This is a genomic window from Amycolatopsis sp. NPDC051372 (genome assembly GCF_040682095.1).
Classification (GTDB): Bacteria; Actinomycetota; Actinomycetes; order Mycobacteriales; family Pseudonocardiaceae; genus Amycolatopsis.
This window is the reverse complement of the sequence record NZ_JBFBAF010000002.1, coordinates 362,176-384,903: the sequence shown is the minus strand read 5'-3', so window position 1 is coordinate 384,903 and position 22,728 is coordinate 362,176. Positions and strand designations below refer to the sequence as shown.

23 protein-coding genes and 1 pseudogene are annotated in these 22,728 nt (G+C 71.9%); 19 read left to right on the top strand and 5 right to left on the bottom strand.

What is annotated here, in order from left to right; translation table 11 throughout:
- Positions 1-29: 29 nt before the first annotated feature.
- The 8 genes and pseudogenes from thrS (at position 30) to AB0M56_RS05520 (ending at position 7,283) form a co-directional block, all read left to right on the top strand.
- A complete protein-coding gene (gene thrS, locus AB0M56_RS05555) occupies positions 30-2,057 on the top strand; it encodes a threonine--tRNA ligase (RefSeq protein ID WP_364171362.1) in 2,028 nt (675 codons plus the stop codon).
- A complete protein-coding gene (locus AB0M56_RS05550) occupies positions 2,054-2,602 on the top strand; it encodes an HIT domain-containing protein (RefSeq protein ID WP_364171360.1) in 549 nt (182 codons plus the stop codon). The genes thrS and AB0M56_RS05550 overlap by 4 nt, the downstream gene beginning before the upstream one ends.
- Before the next feature lie 167 nt (positions 2,603-2,769).
- Positions 2,770-3,300 (top strand): MarR family transcriptional regulator, encoded by a 531-nt coding sequence (locus tag AB0M56_RS05545; protein ID WP_364171358.1) that lies wholly within the window; start codon positions 2,770-2,772, stop codon positions 3,298-3,300.
- A gap of 100 nt (positions 3,301-3,400) precedes the next feature.
- Positions 3,401-4,000: pseudogene (gene pgsA / locus AB0M56_RS05540) on the top strand (phosphatidylinositol phosphate synthase); the annotation flags it as partial.
- A gap of 170 nt (positions 4,001-4,170) precedes the next feature.
- On the top strand, positions 4,171-5,088 hold the full coding sequence (locus AB0M56_RS05535) for a phosphatidylinositol mannoside acyltransferase (RefSeq protein ID WP_364171356.1): 918 nt from the start codon (positions 4,171-4,173) through the stop codon (positions 5,086-5,088).
- A 16-nt stretch (positions 5,089-5,104) separates the two neighbouring features.
- Positions 5,105-6,250, top strand: a complete 1,146-nt coding sequence (locus AB0M56_RS05530) for a glycosyltransferase family 4 protein (RefSeq protein WP_364171392.1) — start codon at positions 5,105-5,107, stop codon at positions 6,248-6,250.
- Entirely contained in the window at positions 6,247-6,735 is a 489-nt protein-coding gene (locus AB0M56_RS05525; RefSeq protein WP_364171354.1) for an NUDIX hydrolase, read from the top strand. The genes AB0M56_RS05530 and AB0M56_RS05525 overlap by 4 nt, the downstream gene beginning before the upstream one ends.
- Positions 6,736-6,770: 35 nt before the next feature.
- Positions 6,771-7,283: an XdhC family protein gene (locus AB0M56_RS05520; protein ID WP_364171353.1), complete on the top strand. Its 513-nt coding sequence runs from the start codon at positions 6,771-6,773 to the stop codon at positions 7,281-7,283.
- An 18-nt stretch (positions 7,284-7,301) separates the two neighbouring features.
- Here the strand turns inward: AB0M56_RS05520 and AB0M56_RS05515 are convergent, their stop codons facing one another.
- Positions 7,302-9,410, bottom strand: a complete 2,109-nt coding sequence (locus AB0M56_RS05515; RefSeq protein ID WP_364171351.1) for an elongation factor G-like protein EF-G2 — start codon at positions 9,408-9,410, stop codon at positions 7,302-7,304.
- A 144-nt stretch (positions 9,411-9,554) separates the two neighbouring features.
- Between AB0M56_RS05515 and AB0M56_RS05510 the strand changes: the two genes are divergently transcribed.
- Together AB0M56_RS05510 and AB0M56_RS05505 are read left to right on the top strand one after the other, a co-directional pair.
- Positions 9,555-11,006, top strand: coding sequence for an FAD-binding oxidoreductase (locus AB0M56_RS05510; RefSeq protein ID WP_364171349.1), 1,452 nt, complete (start codon positions 9,555-9,557; stop codon positions 11,004-11,006).
- A 57-nt stretch (positions 11,007-11,063) separates the two neighbouring features.
- Positions 11,064-12,029, top strand: coding sequence for a DUF5937 family protein (locus AB0M56_RS05505; protein ID WP_364171347.1), 966 nt, complete (start codon positions 11,064-11,066; stop codon positions 12,027-12,029).
- A 3-nt stretch (positions 12,030-12,032) separates the two neighbouring features.
- Here the strand turns inward: AB0M56_RS05505 and AB0M56_RS05500 are convergent, their stop codons facing one another.
- Positions 12,033-12,353, bottom strand: coding sequence for an AzlD domain-containing protein (locus tag AB0M56_RS05500; protein WP_364171345.1), 321 nt, complete (start codon positions 12,351-12,353; stop codon positions 12,033-12,035).
- Positions 12,353-13,048 carry an AzlC family ABC transporter permease gene (locus tag AB0M56_RS05495; RefSeq protein WP_364171343.1) on the bottom strand — a complete coding sequence of 232 codons (696 nt, stop codon included), beginning with the start codon at positions 13,046-13,048 and terminating at the stop codon, positions 12,353-12,355. Before AB0M56_RS05495 ends, AB0M56_RS05500 begins: the two co-directional genes overlap by 1 nt.
- Before the next feature lie 70 nt (positions 13,049-13,118).
- Between AB0M56_RS05495 and AB0M56_RS05490 the strand changes: the two genes are divergently transcribed.
- On the top strand, positions 13,119-13,682 hold the full coding sequence (locus AB0M56_RS05490) for an XRE family transcriptional regulator (RefSeq protein WP_364171390.1): 564 nt from the start codon (positions 13,119-13,121) through the stop codon (positions 13,680-13,682).
- Between the two features lie 26 nt (positions 13,683-13,708).
- Here AB0M56_RS05490 and pdxS read toward each other — a convergent pair whose 3' ends face one another.
- Positions 13,709-14,623 carry a pyridoxal 5'-phosphate synthase lyase subunit PdxS gene (gene pdxS / locus AB0M56_RS05485; RefSeq protein WP_364171341.1) on the bottom strand — a complete coding sequence of 305 codons (915 nt, stop codon included), beginning with the start codon at positions 14,621-14,623 and terminating at the stop codon, positions 13,709-13,711.
- Positions 14,624-15,076: 453 nt separating this feature from the next.
- Here pdxS and pdxT point away from each other — a divergent pair, with 453 nt between their 5' ends.
- The 3 genes from pdxT (at position 15,077) to AB0M56_RS05470 (ending at position 17,286) form a co-directional block, all read left to right on the top strand.
- Complete coding sequence (gene pdxT / locus AB0M56_RS05480) at positions 15,077-15,736, top strand: pyridoxal 5'-phosphate synthase glutaminase subunit PdxT (protein WP_364171339.1); 660 nt, start codon at positions 15,077-15,079, stop codon at positions 15,734-15,736.
- A gap of 56 nt (positions 15,737-15,792) precedes the next feature.
- Positions 15,793-16,548, top strand: coding sequence for a YebC/PmpR family DNA-binding transcriptional regulator (locus tag AB0M56_RS05475; RefSeq protein WP_364171337.1), 756 nt, complete (start codon positions 15,793-15,795; stop codon positions 16,546-16,548).
- Positions 16,549-16,764: 216 nt separating this feature from the next.
- Positions 16,765-17,286: a DUF4262 domain-containing protein gene (locus AB0M56_RS05470; RefSeq protein ID WP_364171335.1), complete on the top strand. Its 522-nt coding sequence runs from the start codon at positions 16,765-16,767 to the stop codon at positions 17,284-17,286.
- Positions 17,287-17,346: 60 nt separating this feature from the next.
- Here the strand turns inward: AB0M56_RS05470 and AB0M56_RS05465 are convergent, their stop codons facing one another.
- Positions 17,347-17,793 carry a cupin domain-containing protein gene (locus AB0M56_RS05465; protein WP_364171333.1) on the bottom strand — a complete coding sequence of 149 codons (447 nt, stop codon included), beginning with the start codon at positions 17,791-17,793 and terminating at the stop codon, positions 17,347-17,349.
- Between the two features lie 74 nt (positions 17,794-17,867).
- Between AB0M56_RS05465 and ruvC the strand changes: the two genes are divergently transcribed.
- From ruvC to secD, 5 genes are all read left to right on the top strand, one after another.
- Positions 17,868-18,509 (top strand): crossover junction endodeoxyribonuclease RuvC, encoded by a 642-nt coding sequence (ruvC, locus tag AB0M56_RS05460; protein ID WP_364171331.1) that lies wholly within the window; start codon positions 17,868-17,870, stop codon positions 18,507-18,509.
- Positions 18,506-19,102 (top strand): Holliday junction branch migration protein RuvA, encoded by a 597-nt coding sequence (gene ruvA, locus AB0M56_RS05455; protein WP_364171329.1) that lies wholly within the window; start codon positions 18,506-18,508, stop codon positions 19,100-19,102. The genes ruvC and ruvA overlap by 4 nt, the downstream gene beginning before the upstream one ends.
- A gap of 3 nt (positions 19,103-19,105) precedes the next feature.
- Positions 19,106-20,179, top strand: coding sequence for a Holliday junction branch migration DNA helicase RuvB (ruvB, locus tag AB0M56_RS05450; RefSeq protein ID WP_364171327.1), 1,074 nt, complete (start codon positions 19,106-19,108; stop codon positions 20,177-20,179).
- Between the two features lie 144 nt (positions 20,180-20,323).
- Entirely contained in the window at positions 20,324-20,755 is a 432-nt protein-coding gene (yajC, locus tag AB0M56_RS05445; protein WP_364171325.1) for a preprotein translocase subunit YajC, read from the top strand.
- Between the two features lie 205 nt (positions 20,756-20,960).
- Complete coding sequence (secD, locus tag AB0M56_RS05440; protein WP_364171323.1) at positions 20,961-22,727, top strand: protein translocase subunit SecD; 1,767 nt, start codon at positions 20,961-20,963, stop codon at positions 22,725-22,727.
- Position 22,728 lies beyond the last annotated feature (1 nt).

Below are 22,728 nucleotides of genomic sequence, written 5' to 3'. Positions count from 1 at the left end.
CTCGTCACTTGCCCCAGAAGGAGCCGATCGTGTCGCATCCGCCGTCAGCCGCCGCCGTCCCCGCCGAGCGCGTGGTGGTTCCGGCGGGCACTACGGCGGGAGCCGCGGTCCGCGAGGCCGGGCTGCCGACCAAGGGCCCGGACACGATCGTCGTCGTGCGCGACGCCGAGGGAAAGCTGCGCGACCTCGCCTGGGCGCCCGAAGCCGACGCCGAGGTGGAGCCCGTCGCGGCGAACACCGAGGACGGCCGCAGCGTGATTCGCCACTCGGCCGCCCACGTGCTCGCACAGGCCGTGCAGCAGGAGTTCCCCGACGCGAAGCTCGGCATCGGGCCGCCGGTCAAGGACGGCTTCTACTACGACTTCGCCGTCGACAAGCCCTTCACCCCGGAAGACCTGCAGGCGCTCGAGAAGCGCATGAAGCAGATCGTGAAGGGTGCCCAGCAGTTCTCCCGCCGCGTGTTCGACTCCGTGGACGAGGCGAAGAAGGAGCTGGCGAACGAGCCGTTCAAGCTCGAGCTGGTCGACCTCAAGTCCGAAGTGGACACCGACGAGGTGATGGAGGTCGGTGGCGGCGAGCTGACGATCTACGACAACCTCGACCCGCGCACCAAGGAGCGCGTGTGGAGCGATCTCTGCCGCGGCCCGCACGTGCCCACCACGAAGTTCATCCCCGCGTTCAAGCTCACCCGCGTGGCCGCCGCGTACTGGCGCGGCAGTGAGAAGAACCCGCAGCTGCAGCGGATCTACGGCACGGCGTGGGAGTCGGGCGAGGCGCAGGACGCCTACCTCGAGCGCATCGCCGAGGCCGAGCGCCGCGACCACCGCCGCCTCGGCGCCGAGCTCGACCTGTTCTCCTTTCCGGAGGAGATCGGCTCCGGCCTGCCGGTGTTCCACCCGAAGGGCGGCATCATCCGCCGCGAGCTGGAGAACTACTCGCGCCGCCGCCACGAGGAGGCCGGCTACGAGTTCGTGAACACGCCGCACATCTCCAAGGGCGAGCTGTTCCACACCTCCGGCCACCTGCCCTACTACGCCGACACGATGTTCCCGCCGGTCAAGTTCGACGACGAGGACTACTACCTCAAGGCCATGAACTGCCCGATGCACAACCTGGTCTACCGCTCGCGCGGGCGATCGTACCGGGAGCTGCCGCTGCGGCTGTTCGAGTTCGGCACGGTGTACCGCTACGAGAAGTCCGGTGTGGTCCACGGCCTCACCCGTGTGCGCGGCCTGACGATGGACGACTCGCACATCTACTGCACCAAGGAGCAGATGCCGGGCGAGCTGCGCTCGCTGCTGAAGTTCGTGCTCGACCTGCTGGCCGACTACGGGCTGTCGGACTTCTACCTCGAGCTGTCCACCCGCGGTGACTCCGAGAAGTTCATCGGCGAGGACTGGGAGTGGGAGGAGGCCACGGAGACGCTGCGGCAGGCCGCGATCGACTCCGGCCTCGAGCTCGTGCCCGACCCGGGCGGCGCCGCGTTCTACGGCCCGAAGATCTCCGTGCAGGCCAGGGACGCCATCGGCCGCACCTGGCAGATGTCCACGATCCAGCTGGACTTCAACCAGAACAAGCGCTTCAACCTCGAGTACACCGCGTCCGACGGTTCGCGCCAGCGCCCGGTGATGATCCACCGCGCACTGTTCGGCTCGATCGAGCGGTTCTTCGGCGTGCTGACCGAGCACTACGCCGGTGCGTTCCCCGCATGGCTCTCGCCGGTGCAGGTCGTCGGCATCCCGATCACCGCCGACCAGGTCGAGTTCCTCGACGGCGTGCAAAAGGCGTTGCGCGCCAAGGGAATCCGGGCCGAGGTCGACGCGAGTGACGACCGCATGCAGAAGAAGATCCGTACCCACACCACGCAGAAGGTGCCCTTCCTGCTCCTGGCGGGCGCGAAGGACGCCGAGGCGGGCGCGGTGTCGTTCCGCTTCCGCGACGGCGGCCAGATCAACGGCGTGTCCGTGGCCACCGCCGTCGACGCCATCGCCGAGTGGGTGGCCGGCCGCGAGAACGCTTCGCCGAGCGCGGAGGCCGTGGAGAAGATCCTGCGGTGAGCGACGCGGACGGTCCCGAGATCGTCGAGCAGGACGGAGTGGGGGTCCCGGACGCGCTGCAGCGGCTGTGGACCCCGCACCGGATGGCCTACATCAAGGGGCAGGAGAAGCCGGACGACGACGAGTCCGACGGCTGCCCGTTCTGCCGCATCCCGGGCCTCGACGACGAGACGGCGCTGATCCTGGCGCGCGGCGAGACGGTATACGCGGTGCTGAACCTGTACCCGTACAACCCCGGTCACCTCATGGTGGTGCCGTACCGCCACGTGGCCGACTACACCGACCTGACCGAGGCCGAGACGCGCGAGCTGGCCGAGTTCACCCAGCACGCCATGGGCGTCGTGCGGGCGGTGTCGGCGGCCCACGGGTTCAACATCGGGATGAACCAGGGCGTGATCGCCGGCGCGGGCATCGCGGCGCACCTGCACCAGCACCTGGTGCCGCGCTGGGGCGGGGACGCCAACTTCATGCCGGTGATCGGGCACACCAAGGTGCTGCCGCAGCTGCTCGGAGAGACGAGGAAACTCCTGGCGGACGCGTGGTGAAGACCACGGGGCGCGGGAGTGTACCGACGCGGTCTGTGCCGATCATTACTAATCCGACCACAGTCACGGCCGAATGTCTTCGTAGCAACGGTTACGTGCCGCTCGGGGGTCGGCCTACTTTTGGCCGGATTAGTAATTGAGCCCTCAATCAGGGGTACCGTGGACGTATGTCCGAACCTCGCTGGCTTTCCGAAGACGAGCAACGCGTCTGGCGCGACTTTTCCCAGGCCGCCGCGCTGTTGCAAGCGCACCTCGAAGGCCAGCTGCAACACGACTCGGGCATGCCGCACACCTACTACGAGGTCCTGGTGGCGCTGTCGGAAGCCGACGGGCGTCGGCTGCGGATGAGCGAGCTCGCCGAAGCCCGCGGCTCCTCGCGCAGCCGTCTGTCCCACGCCGTGGCGCGGCTGGAGGGCAAGGGCTGGGTGCGGCGCGAGTCGTGCCCCACCGACAAGCGCGGCGCGTGGGCGGTGCTCACCGACGCCGGGTTCGCGGCGCTCGAGACGGCGGCCCCCGGCCACGTCGAGGCCGTGCGCGAGAGCCTCTTCGACCGGCTGACGCCGGAGCAGGCGCAGCAGCTGGGCGAGATCAGCTCGGCGATCCTCGGCGGTCTGCGGCCCCGGTGCGCGGCCGCGATCGCGGCCGAGGAGGCGGGCGGATTCGTGGCCCCGGTCGTCGAACTGCCGAAATCAGGCTGATCGCCCGGCGGGTCGCGGGGCGGGACGTCGGCCCCGTGCCGGCGGGTCGATAGGCTTTCGTGGCCCACCCACCCTCGAGCCAGGTGCACCAGACGACGAGATGCTCAACATTTTCGCCCGTGCCTCAGTCTCCCGCGTCACCGATCCGATCGGTCGGACGCTGGTCCGTGCCGGATTGACTCCGAACGCGATGACCGTGATCGGCACCGCGGGTGCCGTGGCGTGCGCGCTGGTCTTCTTCCCGCAGGGGCTCCTGCTGTGGGGAACCTTCACCGTGTGGGGGTTCGCCATGCTGGACCTCCTCGACGGCGCGATGGCCAGGGCCCGCGGTTACGGCACCCCGTTCGGAGCCGTCCTCGACGCGACGTGCGACCGCTTGGTGGACGGCGCGCTGTTCGCCGCCATCGCGTGGTGGTGCTTCGTGGTCGACCACAACAACCGCGCGGCCGCGGCCGCCCTGATCTGCCTGGTGCTCGCCCAGGTCATCTCCTACGTGAAGGCCCGCGCCGACGCGTCGGGCCTCGAAGCCGACGGCGGCCTCGTCGAGCGAGCCGAGCGGCTGATCATCGCGCTCGTCGGCACCGGCCTGCACGGCCTCGGTGTGCCCTACACCGTGGAGATCACGCTCTGGCTGCTCGCCGTGCTGTCGGTGATCACGCTGCTGCAGCGCGGTGCCGCCGTCGCGAAGGCCGCGCGAGCCGTGGCCGCGCAAGCCCAGCAGGCCGCGGAAGCCACGAGAGCCGAGCAAGCCCGGCAAGCCGCGGGAGCCCAGCAAACCGCGAAAGCCGAGCAAGCCAGGTCGGCCGAGCAAGCCGCTACCGCTGCCGAGCAGGCCACGACCGGAGAAGTGCAGAAAGGTGGGGCGCAGCCGTGAGCGCGCTGTCCCAGCGGCTCGGCGAGTTCGGCTACACGGCGGGCTGGCAGCTCGCCCGCCGGATGCCCGAGCCGATGGGGACGACGGTGTTCGCCCTCGGCGCCGACCTCGCCACCCGCCGCGGCGGCGGGGGCGTGCGCCAGCTGCGCGCCAACCTCGCGCGGGTCGTGCCGCAGGCCGACGAGACGGAGCTCGACGAGCTCGTCCGCCGGGCCATGCGGTCGTACGCGCGGTACTGGTACGAGACGTTCCGGCTGCCGTCGATGGACCGCGCCGAGGTGATCTCCAAGGTCGGCGCCGCGATCACGGGTGTCGAGAACATCGACGCCGCCCTCGCCGAGGGCAACGGCGCGGTGATCGCGCTGCCGCACAGCGGAAACTGGGACGCGATCGGGGTGTGGCTGGCCGATCGGCTCGGCGGGTTCACCACGGTCGTCGAACGGCTCAAGCCCGAGTCGCTGTTCAACCGGTTCGTGGCCTACCGCGAGTCGCTCGGGTTCGAGATCGTGCCGCTCACCGGCGACAGCGCGGCGATGCGCTTGTTGCTGAAACGCCTGCGGGAGAACAAGGTCGTGTGCCTGGTCGGCGACCGCGACCTCACCACGAGCGGTGTCCCGGTGCGGTTCTTCGGGGAGCGCACGCACATGCCCGCGGGCCCGGCGCGGCTCGCGGCCACCACCGGGGCCGCGCTGTTGCCCGCCGGCTCGTGGTTCAGCGAAGACGGCTGGCAGGTACGCGTGCACCCGCGCATCCGCGTGACCGCCCGCGCCGAGGTGCCCGCGGCCACGCAGGCGCTGGCCGACGCGTTCGCCGGCGACATCGCGGCGCACCCGGCCGACTGGCACATGCTGCAGAAGATCTGGCTCGCCGACCTCCAGGCCGCCGAGCGCGCCAGCCTCGAAGAAGTGGGCTGACGCGATGGCGGGCGGGCTGAAGATCGGGATCGTGTGCCCCTACTCGTTCGACGTACCGGGCGGGGTGCAGGGGCACGTGATCGACCTCGCGCGGGCGCTCATCGCGCGGGGGCACCAGGTGTCCGTGCTGGCGCCCGCCGACGAGGACGCCGTGCTGCCGGACTTCGTGCACCCCGCGGGCAAGGCGCTCGGCATCCCGTACAACGGCTCGGTCGCGCGGCTGCAGTTCGGGCCGGTCTCCTACTCGCGGGTGCGGCGCTGGATTCGCGACAACGGGTTCGACGTGCTGCACCTGCACGAACCGGCTGCGCCCAGCCTGTCGCTGCTCGCCCTGAAGGTGGCCGACGGGCCGATCGTCGCCACCTTCCACACGGCGACCACGCGCTCGCGCACGCTGGCGGCGTTCCAGCCCGTGCTCCGGCCGTTGCTGGAGAAGATCACCGCACGTATCGCGGTGTCGGCGCTCGCCCGCCGGGTGCAGGTCGAGCACGCCGGAGGCGACGCGGTCGAGATCCCCAATGGCGTCGACGCCGAGTTCTTCGGCCGCGCCACGCCGCTCGACGGCTACCCGCGCGCGGGCGGCACGGTCGGGTTCGTCGGCCGGTTCACCGAGCCGCGCAAGGGCATGGACGTGCTGCTGGAGGCGTCGCGCCGGCTGCTGCCGGAGTTCGAGGACCTGCGGCTGCTCGTGGTCGGCCGCGGCGACCCGGACCAGCTCCGGCGCATGGCCGGCCCCGAGCTGTGGCCGCACGTCGAGCTGCTCGGCCAGGTCGACGACGCCACGAAGGCGCGGGCGCTGCGCAGCGTCGACGTGTACTGCGCGCCGAACACCGGCGGCGAGAGCTTCGGCATGATCCTCACCGAGGCCATGGCCTCGGGCACGCCCGTGCTGGCCAGCGGGCTCGACTCGTTCCGCCGCGTGCTCGACGACGGCAAGGCCGGGCAGCTCGCGACGACCGGCGACGCCGGCGCGCTCGCCGACGGCCTGCGCGAGCTGCTCGGCGACCCGGCCCGGCGCGCGTCCCTGGCCGCCGCGGCGGGGGAGCGCGTGACGGCGTACGACTGGTCGGTCGTCGTCACCCAGGTGCTGCGCGTGTACGAGACCGCGATCGCCGCCGACCCGAGGCTGGTCGTCGCGGGGGAGCGGGAGTTCGCGCGGTGACCTGGCTCGCGTGGCTGATCCCCGTGCTGGCCGCGATCGTGGTGCTGGGCGGGCTTTTCCTCGTCGCGACGGCCAATCGCCTCGACCGCCTCCATGTGCGCACGGACGCCGGCTGGGCCGCGCTCGACGCGGCGCTGGCGCGGCGCGCGGTGGTCGCCCGGGCCGTCGCGGCCCTGCTGGACGGCACCGGCCCCGGTCTGCACGCCGCGGCCGAGCGGGCCGAACGCGCGTCCCGCGCCGAACGCGAGGCCGACGAAAACGAGCTGACCCTGCGCCTCGGAGCCATCGACCGGACGGCGCTGCCGCCGGTGCTGGCCGAGGAGCTCACCGACGCCGAGCACCGCGTGGTCATCGCGCGCCGCGTGCACAACGACGCCGTGCGCGACACGCTCGCCCTGCGGCGCCGGCGGAAAGTGCGGTACTTCAAGCTCGCCGGGACGGCGCCGCTGCCGGAGTACTTCGAGTTCGCCGAACCCGACGTGTGACCGGAATTGCGGGCGACGGTGGCACACTGAGGCGCATGACCGCCGAACCGGATGCCTGCGCCGTCGCCCACGGCGCTCCCGAAGCGAACCCCGACGCGCGGACCCTGGTCGCCGTGTTCGCGTCGCCGGTGGCCCGGTACCTGCTGAGCTACGCCGCCGACCTGGGCTACCACACCGTGCTGTTCGAGCCGGACGCCGCGCGCGCCACCGATGTGCGGTCCGCGTGCGACATCCGCACCGCGATGCCGGCGCTCGACAAGACCGCTGACGTCGTGGTGACCGACCACCACCGCACCGAGCTGGGCCCGGTGTTGCGCGACGCGCTCGCGGAGGACGCCCGCTGGGTCGGCGTGCTGGGCAACCCGCGTCACGAAGGGCCGCACGTGTCCGCGCTCACGGCTCTGGGCGTGCCGGCGCCGGACATCGCGCGGGTGCACCGCCCGGTGGGGCTGAACATCGGCTCGCGCAAGCCGGCCGAGATCGCCATCGCCGTGCTCGCCGGCCTCATCGCCGACCGCAACGACAAGCCGGGCGGCTTCGAGTTCTGACCTGCGCGAGCACCGGGCTCACAGAGGCATCGCCCCCTCCGGCAGCGGCTCGAACCGGGCGTGGACGCGGGTGAACGTGGCCGTGCCCGACGTCAGCGAGCGCAGGTCGATCGCGTACCGCAGGAGTTCCGCGGCGGGCACCTCGGCGTTGATGACCGTCCGGCCGCCCTCGCCCGACTCGGTGCCGAGGACCCGCCCGCGGCGGGACGACAGGTCGCCGAGGACGGTGCCCAGGTGTTCGTCCGGGAGCGTGACGGCGACGCTGTCCAGGGGTTCCAGCAACGTGATCCGGCTGGCGGCCGCGGCTTCCCGCAGGGCGAGCGCGCCGGCGGTCTGGAACGCCGCGTCCGAGGAGTCGACGCTGTGGGCTTTGCCGTCGACGAGCGTCACGCGCACGTCGACGACCGGGTGCCGGTCCACGAGCCCGCGCTTGAGCTGCGCGCGGACGCCCTTCTCCACGCTCGGGATGAACTGGTGCGGCACCGAGCCGCCGACGACCTTGTCCACGAACTCGAACCCGCTGCCGCGCGGCAACGGTTCCACTTCGAGGTCACACACGGCGAACTGGCCGTGGCCGCCGGACTGCTTCACGTGGCGGCCGTGGCCGCGGGCGGGTTTGCCGAACGTGGCGCGCAGGCTGATGCGCACCGGCTCGGTGTCCACGTCGGCTCCGCCGGCGCGCAGCCGGGACAGGACGACGTCGGCGTGCGCCTCGCCCATGCACCAGAGCACGAGCTGACCGGTCTCGGCGTTGCGGTCGAGCCGCAGCGTCGGGTCGCCGGCCACGAGGCGCGACAGGTTGCGCGAGAGCGTGTCCTCGTCGCTGCGGGTCTTCGCGATGATGGCGACCGGCAGGAGTGGCTCGGGCATGCGCCAGGGTTTCATCACCAGCGGGTCGTTCGGCGACGAGACGGTGTCGCCCGTTTCCGCCGAGCCCACCTTGGTCAGCGCGCACAGATCGCCCGCCACGCAGTAGGGGACTTCGCGCAGCGCGGAGCCGAGCGGCGAGTACAGGTGTGCCACGCGTTCGTCGGCGTCGTGGTCCTCGTGCCCGCGCTCGGCGAGGCCGTGGCCGGACACGTGCACCGCGTTCTCCGGCCGCAGCGTCCCCGAGAACACCCGGACGAGCGACACGCGTCCGACGTAAGAGTCCACGGCCGTGCGCACGACCTCCGCGGCGAGCGGTCCGGCGGGGTCGGCCGTCAGGTCGCCGTGCGGGCCGCCGTCGGGGGTCGTGACGCCCGGCACGACGTGCTCCAGCGGTGACGGGAACGCGCGCACGATCCCGTCGAGCACCTCAGCGAGCCCGATGCCGCTGGTGGCGCACACGGGGATGACGGGGTGGAACGACCCGCGCGCCACCGCCGTCTCGAGATCGGCGATGAGCGTGTCCTCGGAGATCTCCTCGCCGCCGAGGTAGCGCTCCATGAGGGTCTCGTCCTCGCTCTCGGCGATGATGCCCTCGATGAGCGCGTTGCGGGCGTCTTCAAGCCCGGCGAGGTCGGCCGGGTCGGGCTCGCCGATCCGCGGCGGGTAGCCGGCCGAGTAGTCGAAGTAGCGCTGGGTGATGAGGCCGACCAGCCCGTCGCGGGCCGGCAGGTAGAGCGGCAGCACGCCCGCGCCGAACGCGGCCTGGCAGGCGGCGATCTCCGCGAGCGCGTCGGCCCGGTGGTGGTCCAGACGGGAGACGATCACGGCCCGGGGCATCCCGACCGATGCGCACTCCTCCCATACGGCGACCGTCGCGGCGTCTACGCCTTCGGCCGCGCACACCACGAACAGTGCGGCGTCGGCGGCGCGCAGCCCGGCCCGCAGCTCGCCGACGAAATCGGCGTACCCCGGCGTGTCGATCAGGTTGATCTTGTGGCCCTGGTGCAGCACCGGCGCCACCGACAGCCCGACGGAACGCTGCTGGCGCACGGCGGCCGGGTCGTGGTCGCACACCGTCGTGCCCTCGACGACCGAACCGGCGCGCGAGACGGTGCCCGACGCCGCGAGCAACGCCTCGGTGAGCGTGGTCTTCCCGGAGCCCGAGGGCCCCACCAGCACCACGTTGCGCACCCGGGCGGGGTCGGCCACAGCGACGGCGGCCCCGGTGTCGGTACTCCTGCTCTGTTTGTCGGCCATGGCGACTCCTCGGCGAACGGCTGGTGTACGCGATGTGTCCTCGATCACACACCCGCTACCCTGGGCAGGGCAAGGCAGGGCCGGGGGGACCACGCGTTTGCTCCCCGCTGGGTTCCCGCCTCGGGCCGGGTTAGGGGGAGCGGGATGACGATCAGCAGGCGCACGTTCCTGTGGGTGTCCGGGGCGGCGGTACCGGTGGCGGCGGGCCTGGGGGCCACCACTCCGGACACGGCGCCGGACCGGTGGGCGGTCCTTCGGCGGCGGCTTTCGGGGGCGTTGTTGGTGCTCGGCGACGCGGGGTACGAGGCCGCTCGCCACGGCTATTTCACGATGTACGACCACCACCCGGCGGCGATCGCCGGCTGTGTGAGCGAGGCCGACGTGCAGGCGTGCGTGGACTTCGCCGCCCGGCACGGCATCCCGGTGGCCGCGCGCTCGGGCGGGCACAGCTACGTCGGGTACTCCACTGTGGACGGTGGCCTGGTGGTGGACGTGGGGCGGCTCGACGGGATCCGGGTCCTCGACCACGGACGGGCCGTGGTGGGTGCGGGCGCGCGGCTGGGGCCGGTGTACCAGGCGCTCGGTTCCGCCGGGCGGGCGCTGGCGGCGGGCACGTGCCCGACCGTCGGCATCGCCGGGCTGACGCTCGGCGGGGGAGTCGGCGTGCTGGGCCGCAAGCTCGGGCTCACGTGCGACCAGCTCGAGTCGGCGCGGGTCGTGACGGCGGACGGCGTGGCGCGCACGGTGTCGGCGCACCAGCACGCGGACTTGTTCTGGGCGTTGCGCGGCGGCGGGGGCGGCAACTTCGGCATCGTCACGTCGTTCACCTTCCGGACCGTCGAGGCGCCGGACCTCACGTCGTTCGGCCTGCAGTTCCCGCCCGAGGCGGCCGCGACGCTGTTCGCCGAGTGGCAGGACTGGCAGCCGCGGATGCCCGACGAGCTCTGGTCCGACCTCGGGCTCGGCGCCACGGCGGCGAACTTCGGCGGCTGCTTCGCAGGTCCGCGCAGCCGGCTGAAGCCGATCCTCGACGACTTCGTCCGCCGGGTGGGCGCGGCGCCGCTGAAGCGTGAGAAGCCGGAGACCGATTTCCTCGGCGCGATGCGGTACTTCGCCGGCTGCACGGACCTCGCGGGTTCGGCGTGCGGCCCCGGCTGGGGCGGCGGTACCGGCAAGATCGGGACCGCGGCGTACGTGGCGACCTCGCGGATGCTGATGCGCCCGGCGAAGGATCCGGCTGCGGTGCTCGAGCTGCTGAGCGAGGACCCGGATTCTTACACGATCGTGGACGGTGGCGGCGGCGCGATCGCGCGCGGCGACTCGGCTTTCCCGTACCGCCGGGCGCTTGCGAGCTTCCAGTTCACCCACGGGCTGGAGCACGCGACCGAAACCGCGGCAAGGCGCGCGATCGGGCGAATTCGCGACGGGCTCGGGCCGGAATTCGGCACAACCGGCTACGTCAACTACCTCGATCCGGAAATGCCCGACTGGGGTCAGGCCTATTACGGCGGAAACCTGCCCCGGCTGCGCGCCCTCGCGCGCCGCTACGACCCGGACCGCGTGTTCGCCTTCCCGCAAGGGGTAACCCCGGCCTAACTGTCCACAACGGATTATTTTACACTTCTCCGATTCCCGTTTTCGAGGAGGAGGAAAGTGCTGGAGCTGGCGTGGTCGGCGGACGAATTGGCGCGAACGAGGCTCGCGTTCTCCCCGTTGTGGGAAATCGTGGCGAGCGTCCGGGTGCTGGCCGGTCCGGGGGAGCACGCGCTGCACCTGCCGTGGGTGCGCAAGGCGTCCGGCGCGCTGGCCGACGCGGGGATCGACGTCACGCCGCTCGCCGATCTCGTCGCCGGCCGCTCGGTGCCGCGGTTCCTCACGCCCACGCCGGCTTCGCCCGTGCCGCAGCTGGCCGACGAGCTCGCGGACCTGCGCGACGTCGCCCCGCGCGCGGTGCGGCGCGAGCTGGAGGCGATGGACCCGCCGCGCTCGGCCGCGCTGACCCGCTTGCACCGCGATCCGGAGGCGGGGCTCGACCGGCTCGCGGGGCTGATGGAGCGGTACTGGGCGGTGGCGCTGGCGCCGGCGTGGCCGCGCATGCGGGCGCTGCTGGAAGGCGACGTGCTGCACCGTTCGCGCCTGCTCGCCGCCGGTGTGGCGGAGGACCTGTTCCGCGACCTGGCGCCCGCCGTCCACTGGGCCGAGGGCGCGCTGATCGTCGCGCAGCGCCACGTCCCCGGCACGGGGGCGCCGCACGGCCACGGGCTCGTGCTGGCGCCGTCGGTGTTCGTCTGGCCGCGCGTGATCTCCCGGACCCACGCGGGCCGGCAGCCCGTGCTGCGCTACCCGGCCCGCGGCGTCGCCGGCCTGTGGGAAACCGGCGGTACCTCGTCGTCGGCGGCCCTGCGCGGGGTGCTCGGCCGCAGCCGCAGCTCGCTCCTCACTTCTCTGACCACGCCGGCGGACGTCGGCGAGCTGGCGCGCCGCGCGGGTCTGAAGCAGGGCGTTGTCGCGAAACACCTCCAGCTCCTGCGCACCGCCGGCCTGGTCGCCACGGCCCCCGACGGCGTCCACTCCCGTACGGTCGCCGCCGACGCCGTGGTGACCGCGGCCGACGACTGAGTGTCAGGGGACTCCGGCCAGCCGCAGCAGCGCCGCCGTCGCCGCGGCGGCCACGACCACGGCCACGAACGGGGCTTTGCGCCACGCCAACACACCGCCGACCAGCACCCCCGCCGGCCGGGCGATGCCGGCGAACGCATGCCCCTCCGTCAGTGCGCTTGTCGCGACCAATGCGGCCAGCAGGACGACCGCCGACAGAGCCATGAGCCGCTGGGCGCGAGGGGAGAGGCGCACGCGCGTGCGCAGCACCGGCCCCGCGAAGCGGAAGGTGAACGTGCCTGCCGCGAGGACCACGGTGGCGATCAGGAGCTCGACGCCGTCCATCAGTGGGCTCCTTCCAGCGTCTTCGGTTCCTTGGCCGCGACGCCGACGAGCACGCCGGCCAGCGCCAGCAGCACCGGGAGACCCGCGGGCAGGAACGGGGTCGCCACCAGGGCGACCACCACGCCCACGGCGACGGGCAGCCGGGTTGCGCGGTCGCGCAACGACGGCAGCACGAGGGCCAGCAGCACGGCCGGGAACGCGGCGTCCAGGCCGAACGCGGCGGTGTCGCTGATCCCGGTACCGGCGAAGGCGCCCGCGACGCAGCCGGCGTTCCACGCGACGAACAGGCCCGCGCCGCAAGCCCAGTAGGCGGCGCGGCGGCGCGCGGAATCGTGCTGGGCCAGGGCGAAGGCCACCGACTCGTCGATCATCAGGTGGCTGCCGGCGATGCGGGCGGCCCACTTCGAGCCGAAGACGTCGCCGATCGCGAAGCCGAACGGCAGGTGCCGCGCGTTCACCAGGAGGCCCGCGACCACGGCGGCCAGCGGGTTGCCGCCACCGGCGATGATGCCCACCAGCATGAACTGCGACGCGCCCGCGAAGACCAGCAGCGACAGCAGCATCGGAGCCCACAGCGGGAAGCCCGAGCTCACCGCGATGGCGCCGTAGGAGACGCCCACGAGGCCGTCGGCCACGCAGACGAGCGCGATGTCCCGGGTCAGCTCCCGGTCGAGTGTTCGCCAAATCGAACGCATAGTGCTTTATGCTGAACACAAGACCGGGTGTTCGTCAAGGCGAACGGAAAGACTGATGGAGCGAACACAGATGTCGCAGGAGACCACCGGCGCGCCGCTGGAGATCATCGCCGCGTCGCTGCGCCGCGAGCGCACCCGTGCGGGCCTGTCGCTCACCGAGGTCGCGCGCCGCGCCGGCCTGGCGAAGTCGACGTTGTCGCAACTGGAATCCGGCTCGGGCAACCCGAGCGTGGAGACGCTGTGGGCCCTCGGCGTGGCCCTCGACGTGCCGTTCTCCCGGCTCGTGGAACCCGAACGGCCCCAGGTCCGCGTGATCCGCGCGGGCAAGGGGCCGACGGTGTTCGCCGAGCACGCCGACTACGCGTGCACGCTGCTGTCCGCGTGCCCGCCCTCGGCGCGCCGGGACCTGTATGTGATCCGCGCGGAGCCGGGCACTCCGCGCAGGTCGGACCCGCACATGAACGGCGTGGTCGAGCACATCGTGATCTGCGCCGGACGGGCCCGCGTCGGCGTGCGCGACGACCCGGTCGAGCTGCTGCCCGGCGACTACATCTGCTACCCCGGGGACGTGCCGCACATCTTCGAGGCGCTGGAGCCCGGCACGTTCGGGGTGGAGATCTCGGAGTACTCGTGAAAAACCGGCGGTGAAAAACGCGGGGCTTACCAGCCGCGCTCGGCGAGCCGGTGCGGCTCCGGCAGCTCCTCGACGTTGATGCCCACCATCGCCTCGCCGAGGCCGCGCGAGACCTTGGCCAGCACGTCGGGGTCGTCGTAGAACGTCGTCGCCTTGACGATGGCCTCGGCGCGCTGCGCGGGGTTGCCGGACTTGAAGATGCCCGAGCCCACGAACACACCCTCGGCGCCGAGCTGCATCATCATCGCCGCGTCGGCCGGGGTCGCGATGCCGCCCGCGGTGAAGAGCACCACCGGCAGCTTGCCGTTCTGCGCGACCTCCTTGACCAGCTCGTACGGTGCCTGCAGCTCCTTCGCCGCCACGAACAGCTCGTCCTCGGGCAGCGACGACAGCTTGCGGATCTCGGCGCGGATCTGGCGCATGTGGGTCGTGGCGTTGGAGACGTCACCGGTGCCGGCCTCGCCCTTGGACCGGATCATTGCCGCGCCCTCGGTGATCCGGCGCAGCGCCTCGCCCAGGTTGGTCGCGCCACAGACGAAGGGGACGGTGAAGGCCCACTTGTCGATGTGGTTGGCGTAGTCGGCGGGCGTGAGCACCTCGGACTCGTCGACGTAGTCGACGCCGAGCGACTGCAGCACCTGCGCCTCGACGAAGTGGCCGATGCGGGCCTTCGCCATGACCGGGATCGAGACTGTCTCGATGATGCCGTCGATCAGGTCCGGGTCGCTCATGCGCGCGACGCCGCCCTGGGCGCGGATGTCGGCGGGCACGCGCTCGAGCGCCATGACCGCGACCGCGCCGGCGTCCTCGGCGATCTTCGCCTGCTCGGCGGTGACCACATCCATGATCACGCCGCCCTTGAGCATCTCCGCCATGCCGCGCTTGACCTTGGCGGTGCCGGTGACGGACTGGGGTTCGGGGGTGGTCTGCTGCTCGGACACCTCGGGGCCTTTCTCGGGACGGACTCCTGCGCCTTCGAGCGTAGGGGCGTGGTGGACCGGTGAACCAGGCCAGTGCGCGGCTATCTCGGCAGTCCACTTTTCGAGGGGCCACCACCTGCGGATCCGGTCGCCACGGGGTGGTGTCGGCCGCGTCACGTGCGGCCGGATCGACGCTGACCTGCGCCGGTGTCGACGGGGTATCCTGGCGGTACGGATGGGGGTCGCTTCGCGGATTCCCGGTGCTGTCCGGCCAGTGGGCGTCGTGAGCTCCGGCAAGATCCCCCTCGAGGTGGCCACTCGGCGACGTTTCGGGAAGGCCACTCGCCGGCGCCGGAGTCCGGCGGCCGGCCCGGTCCCTCGGGTGGGTGACAGCCGGTCGACCGCCCGCTGACCTGGCCGGAAGGCCCGCGAGGCGTCCCCCTAAGCTGAGCAGAACGTCTTTCGGGAGGTCGGGTGGCGACAGCTTCGGGAGCACGGCCGACGGTCGGCGTGCTCGCCCTGCAAGGCGCCGTGCGCGAGCACGTCGCGATGCTGGAGCGCGCGGGCGCGCACGCCGTGCCCGTGCGCCGCGAGGCCGAACTGTCCGAAGTGGACGGCCTGGTGCTCCCCGGCGGGGAGTCCACCACCATGTCGCGGCTGCTGGAGAGCTTCGAGCTGCTCGAGCCGCTGCGGGCGCGGATCGCGGACGGGATGCCCGCCTTCGGCTCGTGCGCCGGGTTGATCCTGCTGGCGCGCCAGGCGCTCGACGGGCGCCCGGACCAGCAGCAGCTCGGCGGGCTCGACGTGGTCGTCCGGCGCAACGCGTTCGGCAGGCAGGTCAACTCGTTCGAGGTGGACCTCGACTTCGCGCGTGTCGAAGGCGGGCCTGTGCACGCGGTCTTCATCCGGGCCCCGTGGGTCGAGAAGGCGGGGGCCGGCGTCGAGGTGCTGGCCACCGTGCCGGCAGCGCTCGTGCCGGGAGACTCGGTGCCCGAAGACCCCGTGGTCGGTGAGCCCGGGGCTAGGATCGTCGCCGTCCGGCAGGGGTCGGTGCTGGCCACGGCGTTCCACCCGGAGATCACCGGGGACGAGCGGGTGCACCGGTTGTTCGTCGAGCTCGTGCGAGAAGCCTGAGCAGGGATTGCGGCGCGCGACGCGAGTCGGGGGTACGCGGAACAAATGGAGGAAAGATGAGCGGCCACTCCAAGTGGGCCACGACGAAGCACAAGAAGGCCAACCTCGACGCGAAGCGTGGCAAGCTCTTCGCCCGGCTGATCAAGAACATCGAGGTGGCCGCCCGGACCGGCACCGGCGGTGGGGACCCCGACGGCAACCCCACCCTCTACGACGCCATCCAGAAGGCGAAGAAGAACTCGGTCCCGCAGGACAACATCGAGCGCGCGCGCAAGCGCGGCGCCGGTGAAGAGGCCGGTGGCGCCGACTGGCAGAACATCACGTACGAGGGCTACGGGCCCAACGGCGTGGCGGTGCTGATCGAGTGCCTCACCGACAACAAGAACCGCGCCGCCATGGAGGTCCGGACCGCGCTCACGCGCAACAACGGCTCGCTGGCCGACCCGGGCTCCGTCGCCTACATGTTCAACCGCAAGGGCGTCGTGATCATGCCCAAGGGCGAGGTGAACGAGGACGACGTGCTCATGGCCGTGCTCGACGCGGGCGCCGAAGAGGTCAACGACCTCGACGAGAGCTTCGAGATCGTCTCCGAGGGCGGCGACCTGGTGCCGGTGCGCAAGGCGCTGCAGGAGGCCGGGTTCGAGTACGAGTCGGCGGAGCTCACGTTCCTCCCGACGGTCTCGGTGCCGCTGGACGTCGACGGCGCGAAGAAGGTCTTCAAGCTGATCGACGCGCTCGAGGACTGCGACGACGTGCAGAACGTCTACGCCAACTTCGATGTGTCCGACGAGGTCATGGCGTCGGTCGACTGACGGTCGATTTCGCCGCTGTGACGCCGTTTCCGGCGTCGCGGAGAGCGGCTTGATCACTTCTCGACCGGCCCCGGTCGGGCACGGACCACCCGCGCCCGGCCGGGGCCGACTGATCACCGGCGAACTCGCGAGTAGCCGGATCCCTTGCGGCGTCCGGGAAAACGGTCGGAAATTGCCCCGTGCCGGTACTGGGCTCAGCCGCGTGCTTCCGGCACAATGGCCGCCGTGACGACCTCAGCCCTCACCGCCGAAGAGCAGCGCCTGATCGACTGGATCGAGTCCCAGGCGAAAGAACGGGGCAACGCGGTCATCGCGGTCCCGCAGGACGATCAGGGCGCCGGCTTCTGCTTCACCGCCTGCGCGTGGGCGCTGCACAACGTGCCGGAGGTCGTGGTCGTCGGCCTGCCGGGCGACCTGGGCCCGATCCTGCTCGACGCGTACGTCGACCGCGCGGCCAACGGCGAGATCTTCGAGGTCGGCAAACGCTACGACGACTTCTTCCAGGGCAGCGCCGTCGTTTTCGAACGCGTCGCCAAGGGCCACTACCCGGAGTACTTCGGCTCGGCGTTCCTCGTCTACCCCGACGGCGACTTCCCGGCGCTGCAGGTCGTCGTCGCCACGGCCGACGGGCACTTCCCCTGGCAGGACACGGCTCCCGAAGGCTTCGCCGAGTGGCAGCCGGTGCTCACCGAAAGCGGTGTGCCCGAGAGCTGGACTCCGGGCGTCGACGGCCCCTGATCACCGGCCCCTGATCACCGGCTGCTGATCCTCGACGGGAGCTGCCTCGACGGGCGCTGATCACCGCGGCAAGGCCCTGAGATCCGCCCCTGCGGCGGGAAACCGGGCGGCGAGCGTCTCGACGTCGGCGAACTCCACGCAGTCGTCGGTGTAGGGCGGCACCACCACGGTGCCGAGCAGCGACCACTCGCCCAGCGGTACCGTCGCCTGCCACGTCCCGGCGGGCACCACGACCTGCGGCCGTTCACCCGCGGCGACGTCGGTGCCCAGCACCGGCCGCGTCACCGTGCCGTCCGAATGCAGGAGCAGCATTCGCGCGGGCGCCCCGGCGTGGTGCACGAAGATTTCGACGCGATCCAGCCGGTGCGGCGCCGAGAACCGCGGCGCCACCAGCAGGTAGTAGATCGCGGACCCCTCTTCGGAACGCCAGCTCTCCGCGAAGAGGCCGCCTTCGACGGGCAGCGGCGAAAGACCCAGGTGGCGGATGAATTCCGGTGGCTGCGGCATGGCGACCATCCTGCCGGGCCCCCGCCCAGTAGCCTGCATCTCGAACGGATGTTCGCGCGGGCGAAGGAGAAGGTGTGCGGGTGCTCGGGGTCGACCCCGGTCTGACCAGGTGCGGTCTCGGCGTGGTCGACGGTGGCAAGGGCCGGGTCGTCCGCGCGGTGGCCGTCGGCGTCGTGCGCACCCCACCGGAGGACGATCTCGCCCACCGGCTCCTCGGCATCGCCGACGAGGTCGAGGTCTGGCTGGACCGCTACAAGCCCGAGGCGATCGCCGTCGAGCGCGTGTTCGCGCAGCACAACGTCCGCACGGCCATGGGCACCGCGCAGGCGGGCGGCGTCGTCGCGCTGGCTGCGGCCCGGCGCGGGCTGCCGGTCGTGTTCCACACCCCGAGCGAGGTCAAGGCCGCGGTCACCGGGTCGGGCCGCGCGGACAAGGCGCAGGTCACCGGTATGGTGATGCGCTTGCTCAACCTCGAGGTGAAGCCGCACCCCGCCGACGCGGCCGACGCGCTGGCGCTGGCCATCTGCCACCTCTGGCGCGAGCCGATGCGCGTTCGCCTCGCCGAGGCCGAGGCGCGCGCGGCCGAGCTGGCCCGTGCGCACAAGGCCAAGCTGGCGGCAGCCGCGAAACAGGCGGGCGCCGCCACCCGCACCCCGGTGCGGCGCACGGCCCGCCGGATCCCGAGCAAGCTGGACGACACTGGAGCACCCCGATGATCTCCTCCGTACGCGGTGAAGTGCTGTCCGTCGGCCTGGACCACGTCGTGGTCGAGGTCGGCGGCGTGGGCTTCGCCGTGCAGGCCACCCCGGCGACGCTCGCGACGCTGCGCCGCGGCGAGCAGGTGCGGCTGCACACCGCGCTGGTCGTGCGCGAGGACTCGCTGACCCTGTTCGGGTTCGCCGACGAAGACGCGCGCGAGCTGTTCGGCCTGCTGCAGACCGTGTCGGGCATCGGCCCGCGGCTCGCGCTCGCCACGCTCGCCGTGCTGGAGCCCGACAAGCTGCGCGCCGCGCTCGTGGAAGGCAACATCACCGTCCTCACGCAGGTGCCCGGCATCGGCCGCAAGGGCGCCGAACGGCTCAGCCTCGAACTGCGCGACAAGGTCACCGCACTCGCCGGCACCGGCGAGGTGCCGGCGGTGTCCGCGCCCGGCGCGCTGCGCGCCGAGGTCGTGGAAGCGTTGGCAGGGCTGGGTTTCCCGGCCAAGCAGGCCGAGCAGGCCGTGGACCGCGTGCTGGCCGAAGGCGACGGGCACACCACCGCGACGGTGCTGCGTTCGGCGCTGGCCACCCTCGGGCGCAAGCGGTAGCCGATGGACCACGAAGTGACGGAGTTCGAAGCGGACGACGAGACACTCTCCGCTCTCTCACAGAACGGCGAGCGCGAGGTCGAGACGACCTTGCGGCCGCGCAAGCTCGACGAGTTCGTGGGCCAGCCCCGCGTGCGCGAGCAGCTGGAGCTGGTGCTCGAGAGCGCCCGCCGCCGTGGGGTGCCGCCCGACCACGTGCTGCTGTCCGGCCCGCCCGGCCTCGGCAAGACGAGCATGGCGATGATCGTGGCCGCCGAGCTCGGCGCGGCCATCCGCATCACGTCCGGTCCGGCGCTGGAACGCGCGGGCGACCTGGCCGCGATGCTGTCCAACCTCGCGCCCGGCGACGTGCTGTTCATCGACGAGATCCACCGCATCGCCCGGCCCGCCGAGGAGATGCTGTACCTCGCGATGGAGGACTTCCGCGTCGACGTCGTGGTCGGCAAGGGGCCCGGCGCCACGAGCATCCCGCTCGAAATCGCGCCGTTCACGCTGGTCGGGGCCACCACGCGCTCCGGCTCGCTCACCGGGCCGCTGCGTGACCGCTTCGGCTTCACCGGCCAGATGGAGTTCTACACCGACGCCGAATTGGAACTCGTCGTGCGCCGCGCCGCGACGATCCTCGACATCCCCATCGACCGTGACGGCTGTTCGGAGATCGCCCGCCGCTCGCGCGGTACGCCCCGGATCGCGAACCGCCTGCTGCGCCGAGTCCGCGACTACGCCGAAGTCCGCGCCGACGGCAACGTGACCAGGGACGTCGCCCGTGCGGCGCTGAAGGTCTACGACGTGGACGAACTGGGCCTCGACCGGCTGGACCGGGCCGTGCTCAGTGCGCTGACCCGCTCGTTCGGCGGGGGACCGGTCGGCGTCTCGACGCTCGCCGTCGCCGTCGGTGAGGAGGCGACCACGGTGGAAGAGGTGTGCGAGCCCTACCTGGTCCGCGCGGGTATGCTCGCCCGCACTCCGCGTGGCCGGGTCGCGACCGCGGCCGCGTGGGAGCACCTCGGCCTGGTGCCGCCGCCTGAGGCAGGGCGGCCGGACCAGGGCGGTCCCTCGTTGTTCGACCAGGGCTGACGGGGACGTCGGACACCGGCCGGCGGGAGCGCAACGGACGGTGGGTGCTGGCGAATTCGCGAGCACCTGGCACACTCGAAGACAGCACATCCGTCAAAACCGGACGTAAGCACCGACGACGTGACGTCCGTCGAATGGAGAGTCATGAACAACTTACTGCTGCCGTTGCTGCTGCTGGTCGTGGTGGCCGTGCCGCTCGTCCTCGGTACCCGCAAGCAGAAGAAGCAGCAGGCAGCCCAGCAGGACCTGCAGAAGAGCATCGCCCCCGGCGACCGCGTGATGACCACCTCGGGCCTCTACGGCACCGTCGCCGACGCTTCCGGCGACGACACGATCGACATCGAGATCGCCCCGGGCGTCGTCACCACGTGGCTGCGCATCGCGGTCCGCGAGAAGGTCAACCCGGCCGTGGAGACCGACGAGACCGACGTCGAAGCCGACTCGGCCGAGGTCGAGGAGACCTCCGGTGGCGTCGCTTCCACCACCACCGAGGCGCCCGCCCAGGAGTCCATCGAGGACGACGGCCAGAAGTCCGGTGCGCAGATCGCGCCCCCGCTGGAGCACGGCAAGAAGTAACCTGCTTCTTCCCCGGGCAGTGACACGCGCGTAGCCGACGAAAGTCGGTACGGGCGAACGCAGGGCTCACGCAGCACCGAGTAGTGTCTCGGTGCTGCGTGCGTGTCCGCCGCCATAGTCATGCCCAGCAGCGTGCCGGGAGCACCGTCCCGGCTCGCTCACCGAACCAGTTGGGGTCCACCCAGTCCGAGGAGACCGAAGCACCGTGGCACCATCGGCCGGGCATCTCCGCCCGGGACGCTATCTCGCCTTCTTCGCCCTGATCGTGGTCGTGCTCTACGCCCTGGTGTTCTTCACCGGCAGCGGCAAGCCCACACCGAAGCTCGGCATCGACCTGCAGGGCGGCACCCGGGTCACGCTCACCGCGCGGACGCCGGACGGCGGCCAGCCCACGCGAGACTCGCTGAACCAGGCGCGCCAGATCATCGAAACCCGTGTGAACGGCATCGGTGTCGCCGGCACGGAGGTCGTGCTCGACGGCAACAACGTCGTCATCACGGTCCCGGGCGCGCAGGGTGACCAGGCGAAGTCCCTCGGCCAGACCGCGAAGCTCGGCTTCCGCAAGGTGATCACCTCGCAGCCGAACACCCCGGCCGCGCCGCCCGCTTCGGGCAACCCGGCGGCTCCGCCGGCTTCGGGCACCCCGTCGGCGCCGCCGTCCTCCGGCGCCCCCTCGGCCCCGCCTTCCGCCACGGGCGCGCCCTCGAGCACGCCGAACGGCGGCGGTGGCGCGGCCGGTGCCCCGGCCCAGCAGCCGCCGAGCACCACGCCGTCGGCCCCGCCGGCCTCGAACACCCCGCCGGCCGCGGGCGACCAGGCGAAGACGCCGATCCAGCAGGCGCAGGCGATCCGGCAGAACCCGGACCTGGCCTCGACCGACCAGGCGAAGGCGCAGGCCGCACAGCAAGCCGCGCTGGCTTCGCTCACCTGCGCGCCGAACGTCGCCGACCCGCTCGAGGGCAACGACCTCTCGGACAAGCCGCTGGTCGCCTGTGGTGACCAGGACGCGACGAAGTACGTGCTCGGCCCGCAGTTCCTGCCCGGCACCGAGATCTCCGGCGCGAACTCGGGCTACGACCAGCAGCGCGGCCAGTGGATCGTCGACCTGACGTTCAACGGCACCGGCAGCAAGACCTGGGGTGACTTCACCGCGGCCAACGTCGGCCAGCAGGCCGCGTTCGTGCTCGACACCCAGGTCGTGTCGGCGCCGACCATCCAGGGCGCCATCCTCGGCGGCAACACGCAGATCACCGGGCAGTTCACGCAGGCGACCGCGAAGAACCTCGCCGACGTCCTGAAGTACGGCTCGCTGCCGCTGTCGTTCGACTCCTCCGACGCCACCACGGTGTCGGCGACGCTCGGCTCGGCCTCGCTCCAGGCGGGCCTGCTGGCCGGCGCGATCGGCCTGATCGTGGTCTTCATCTACTGCCTGATCTACTACCGCCTGCTCGGCATCCTCACGATCCTGTCGCTGGCGCTGTCCGGCCTGCTGGTCTACGCGGTGCTGGTGCTGCTCGGCCGGTGGATCGGGTACACGCTCGACCTCGCCGGCATCGCCGGGTTGATCATCGCCATCGGCATCACGGCGGACTCGTTCGTCATCTACTTCGAACGGCTCAAGGACGAGATCCGGGAAGGACGCACGTTCCGTTCGGCGGTGCCGCGCGGCTGGGCCCGGGCCCGGCGCACGATCCTGGCGTCCGACGCGGTGAGCTTCCTCGCCGCGGCGATCCTGTACGTGATCGCGGTCGGCGACGTGCAGGGCTTCGCGTTCACCCTCGGCATGTCGACGGTGCTGGACCTCGTGGTGGTCTACCTCGTCACGCACCCTGTGGTGGCGATGGTGTCCACGTCGAAGTCCCCGTTCCTGTCCAACCCCCGGAACCTCGGCCTCGGTGCCGTCCAGCAGCTGGCCTCGGAACGCCGGGCCGGCCGCACCGCCGTCGGTCGCACGAACGTGAAGGAGGCCTGAC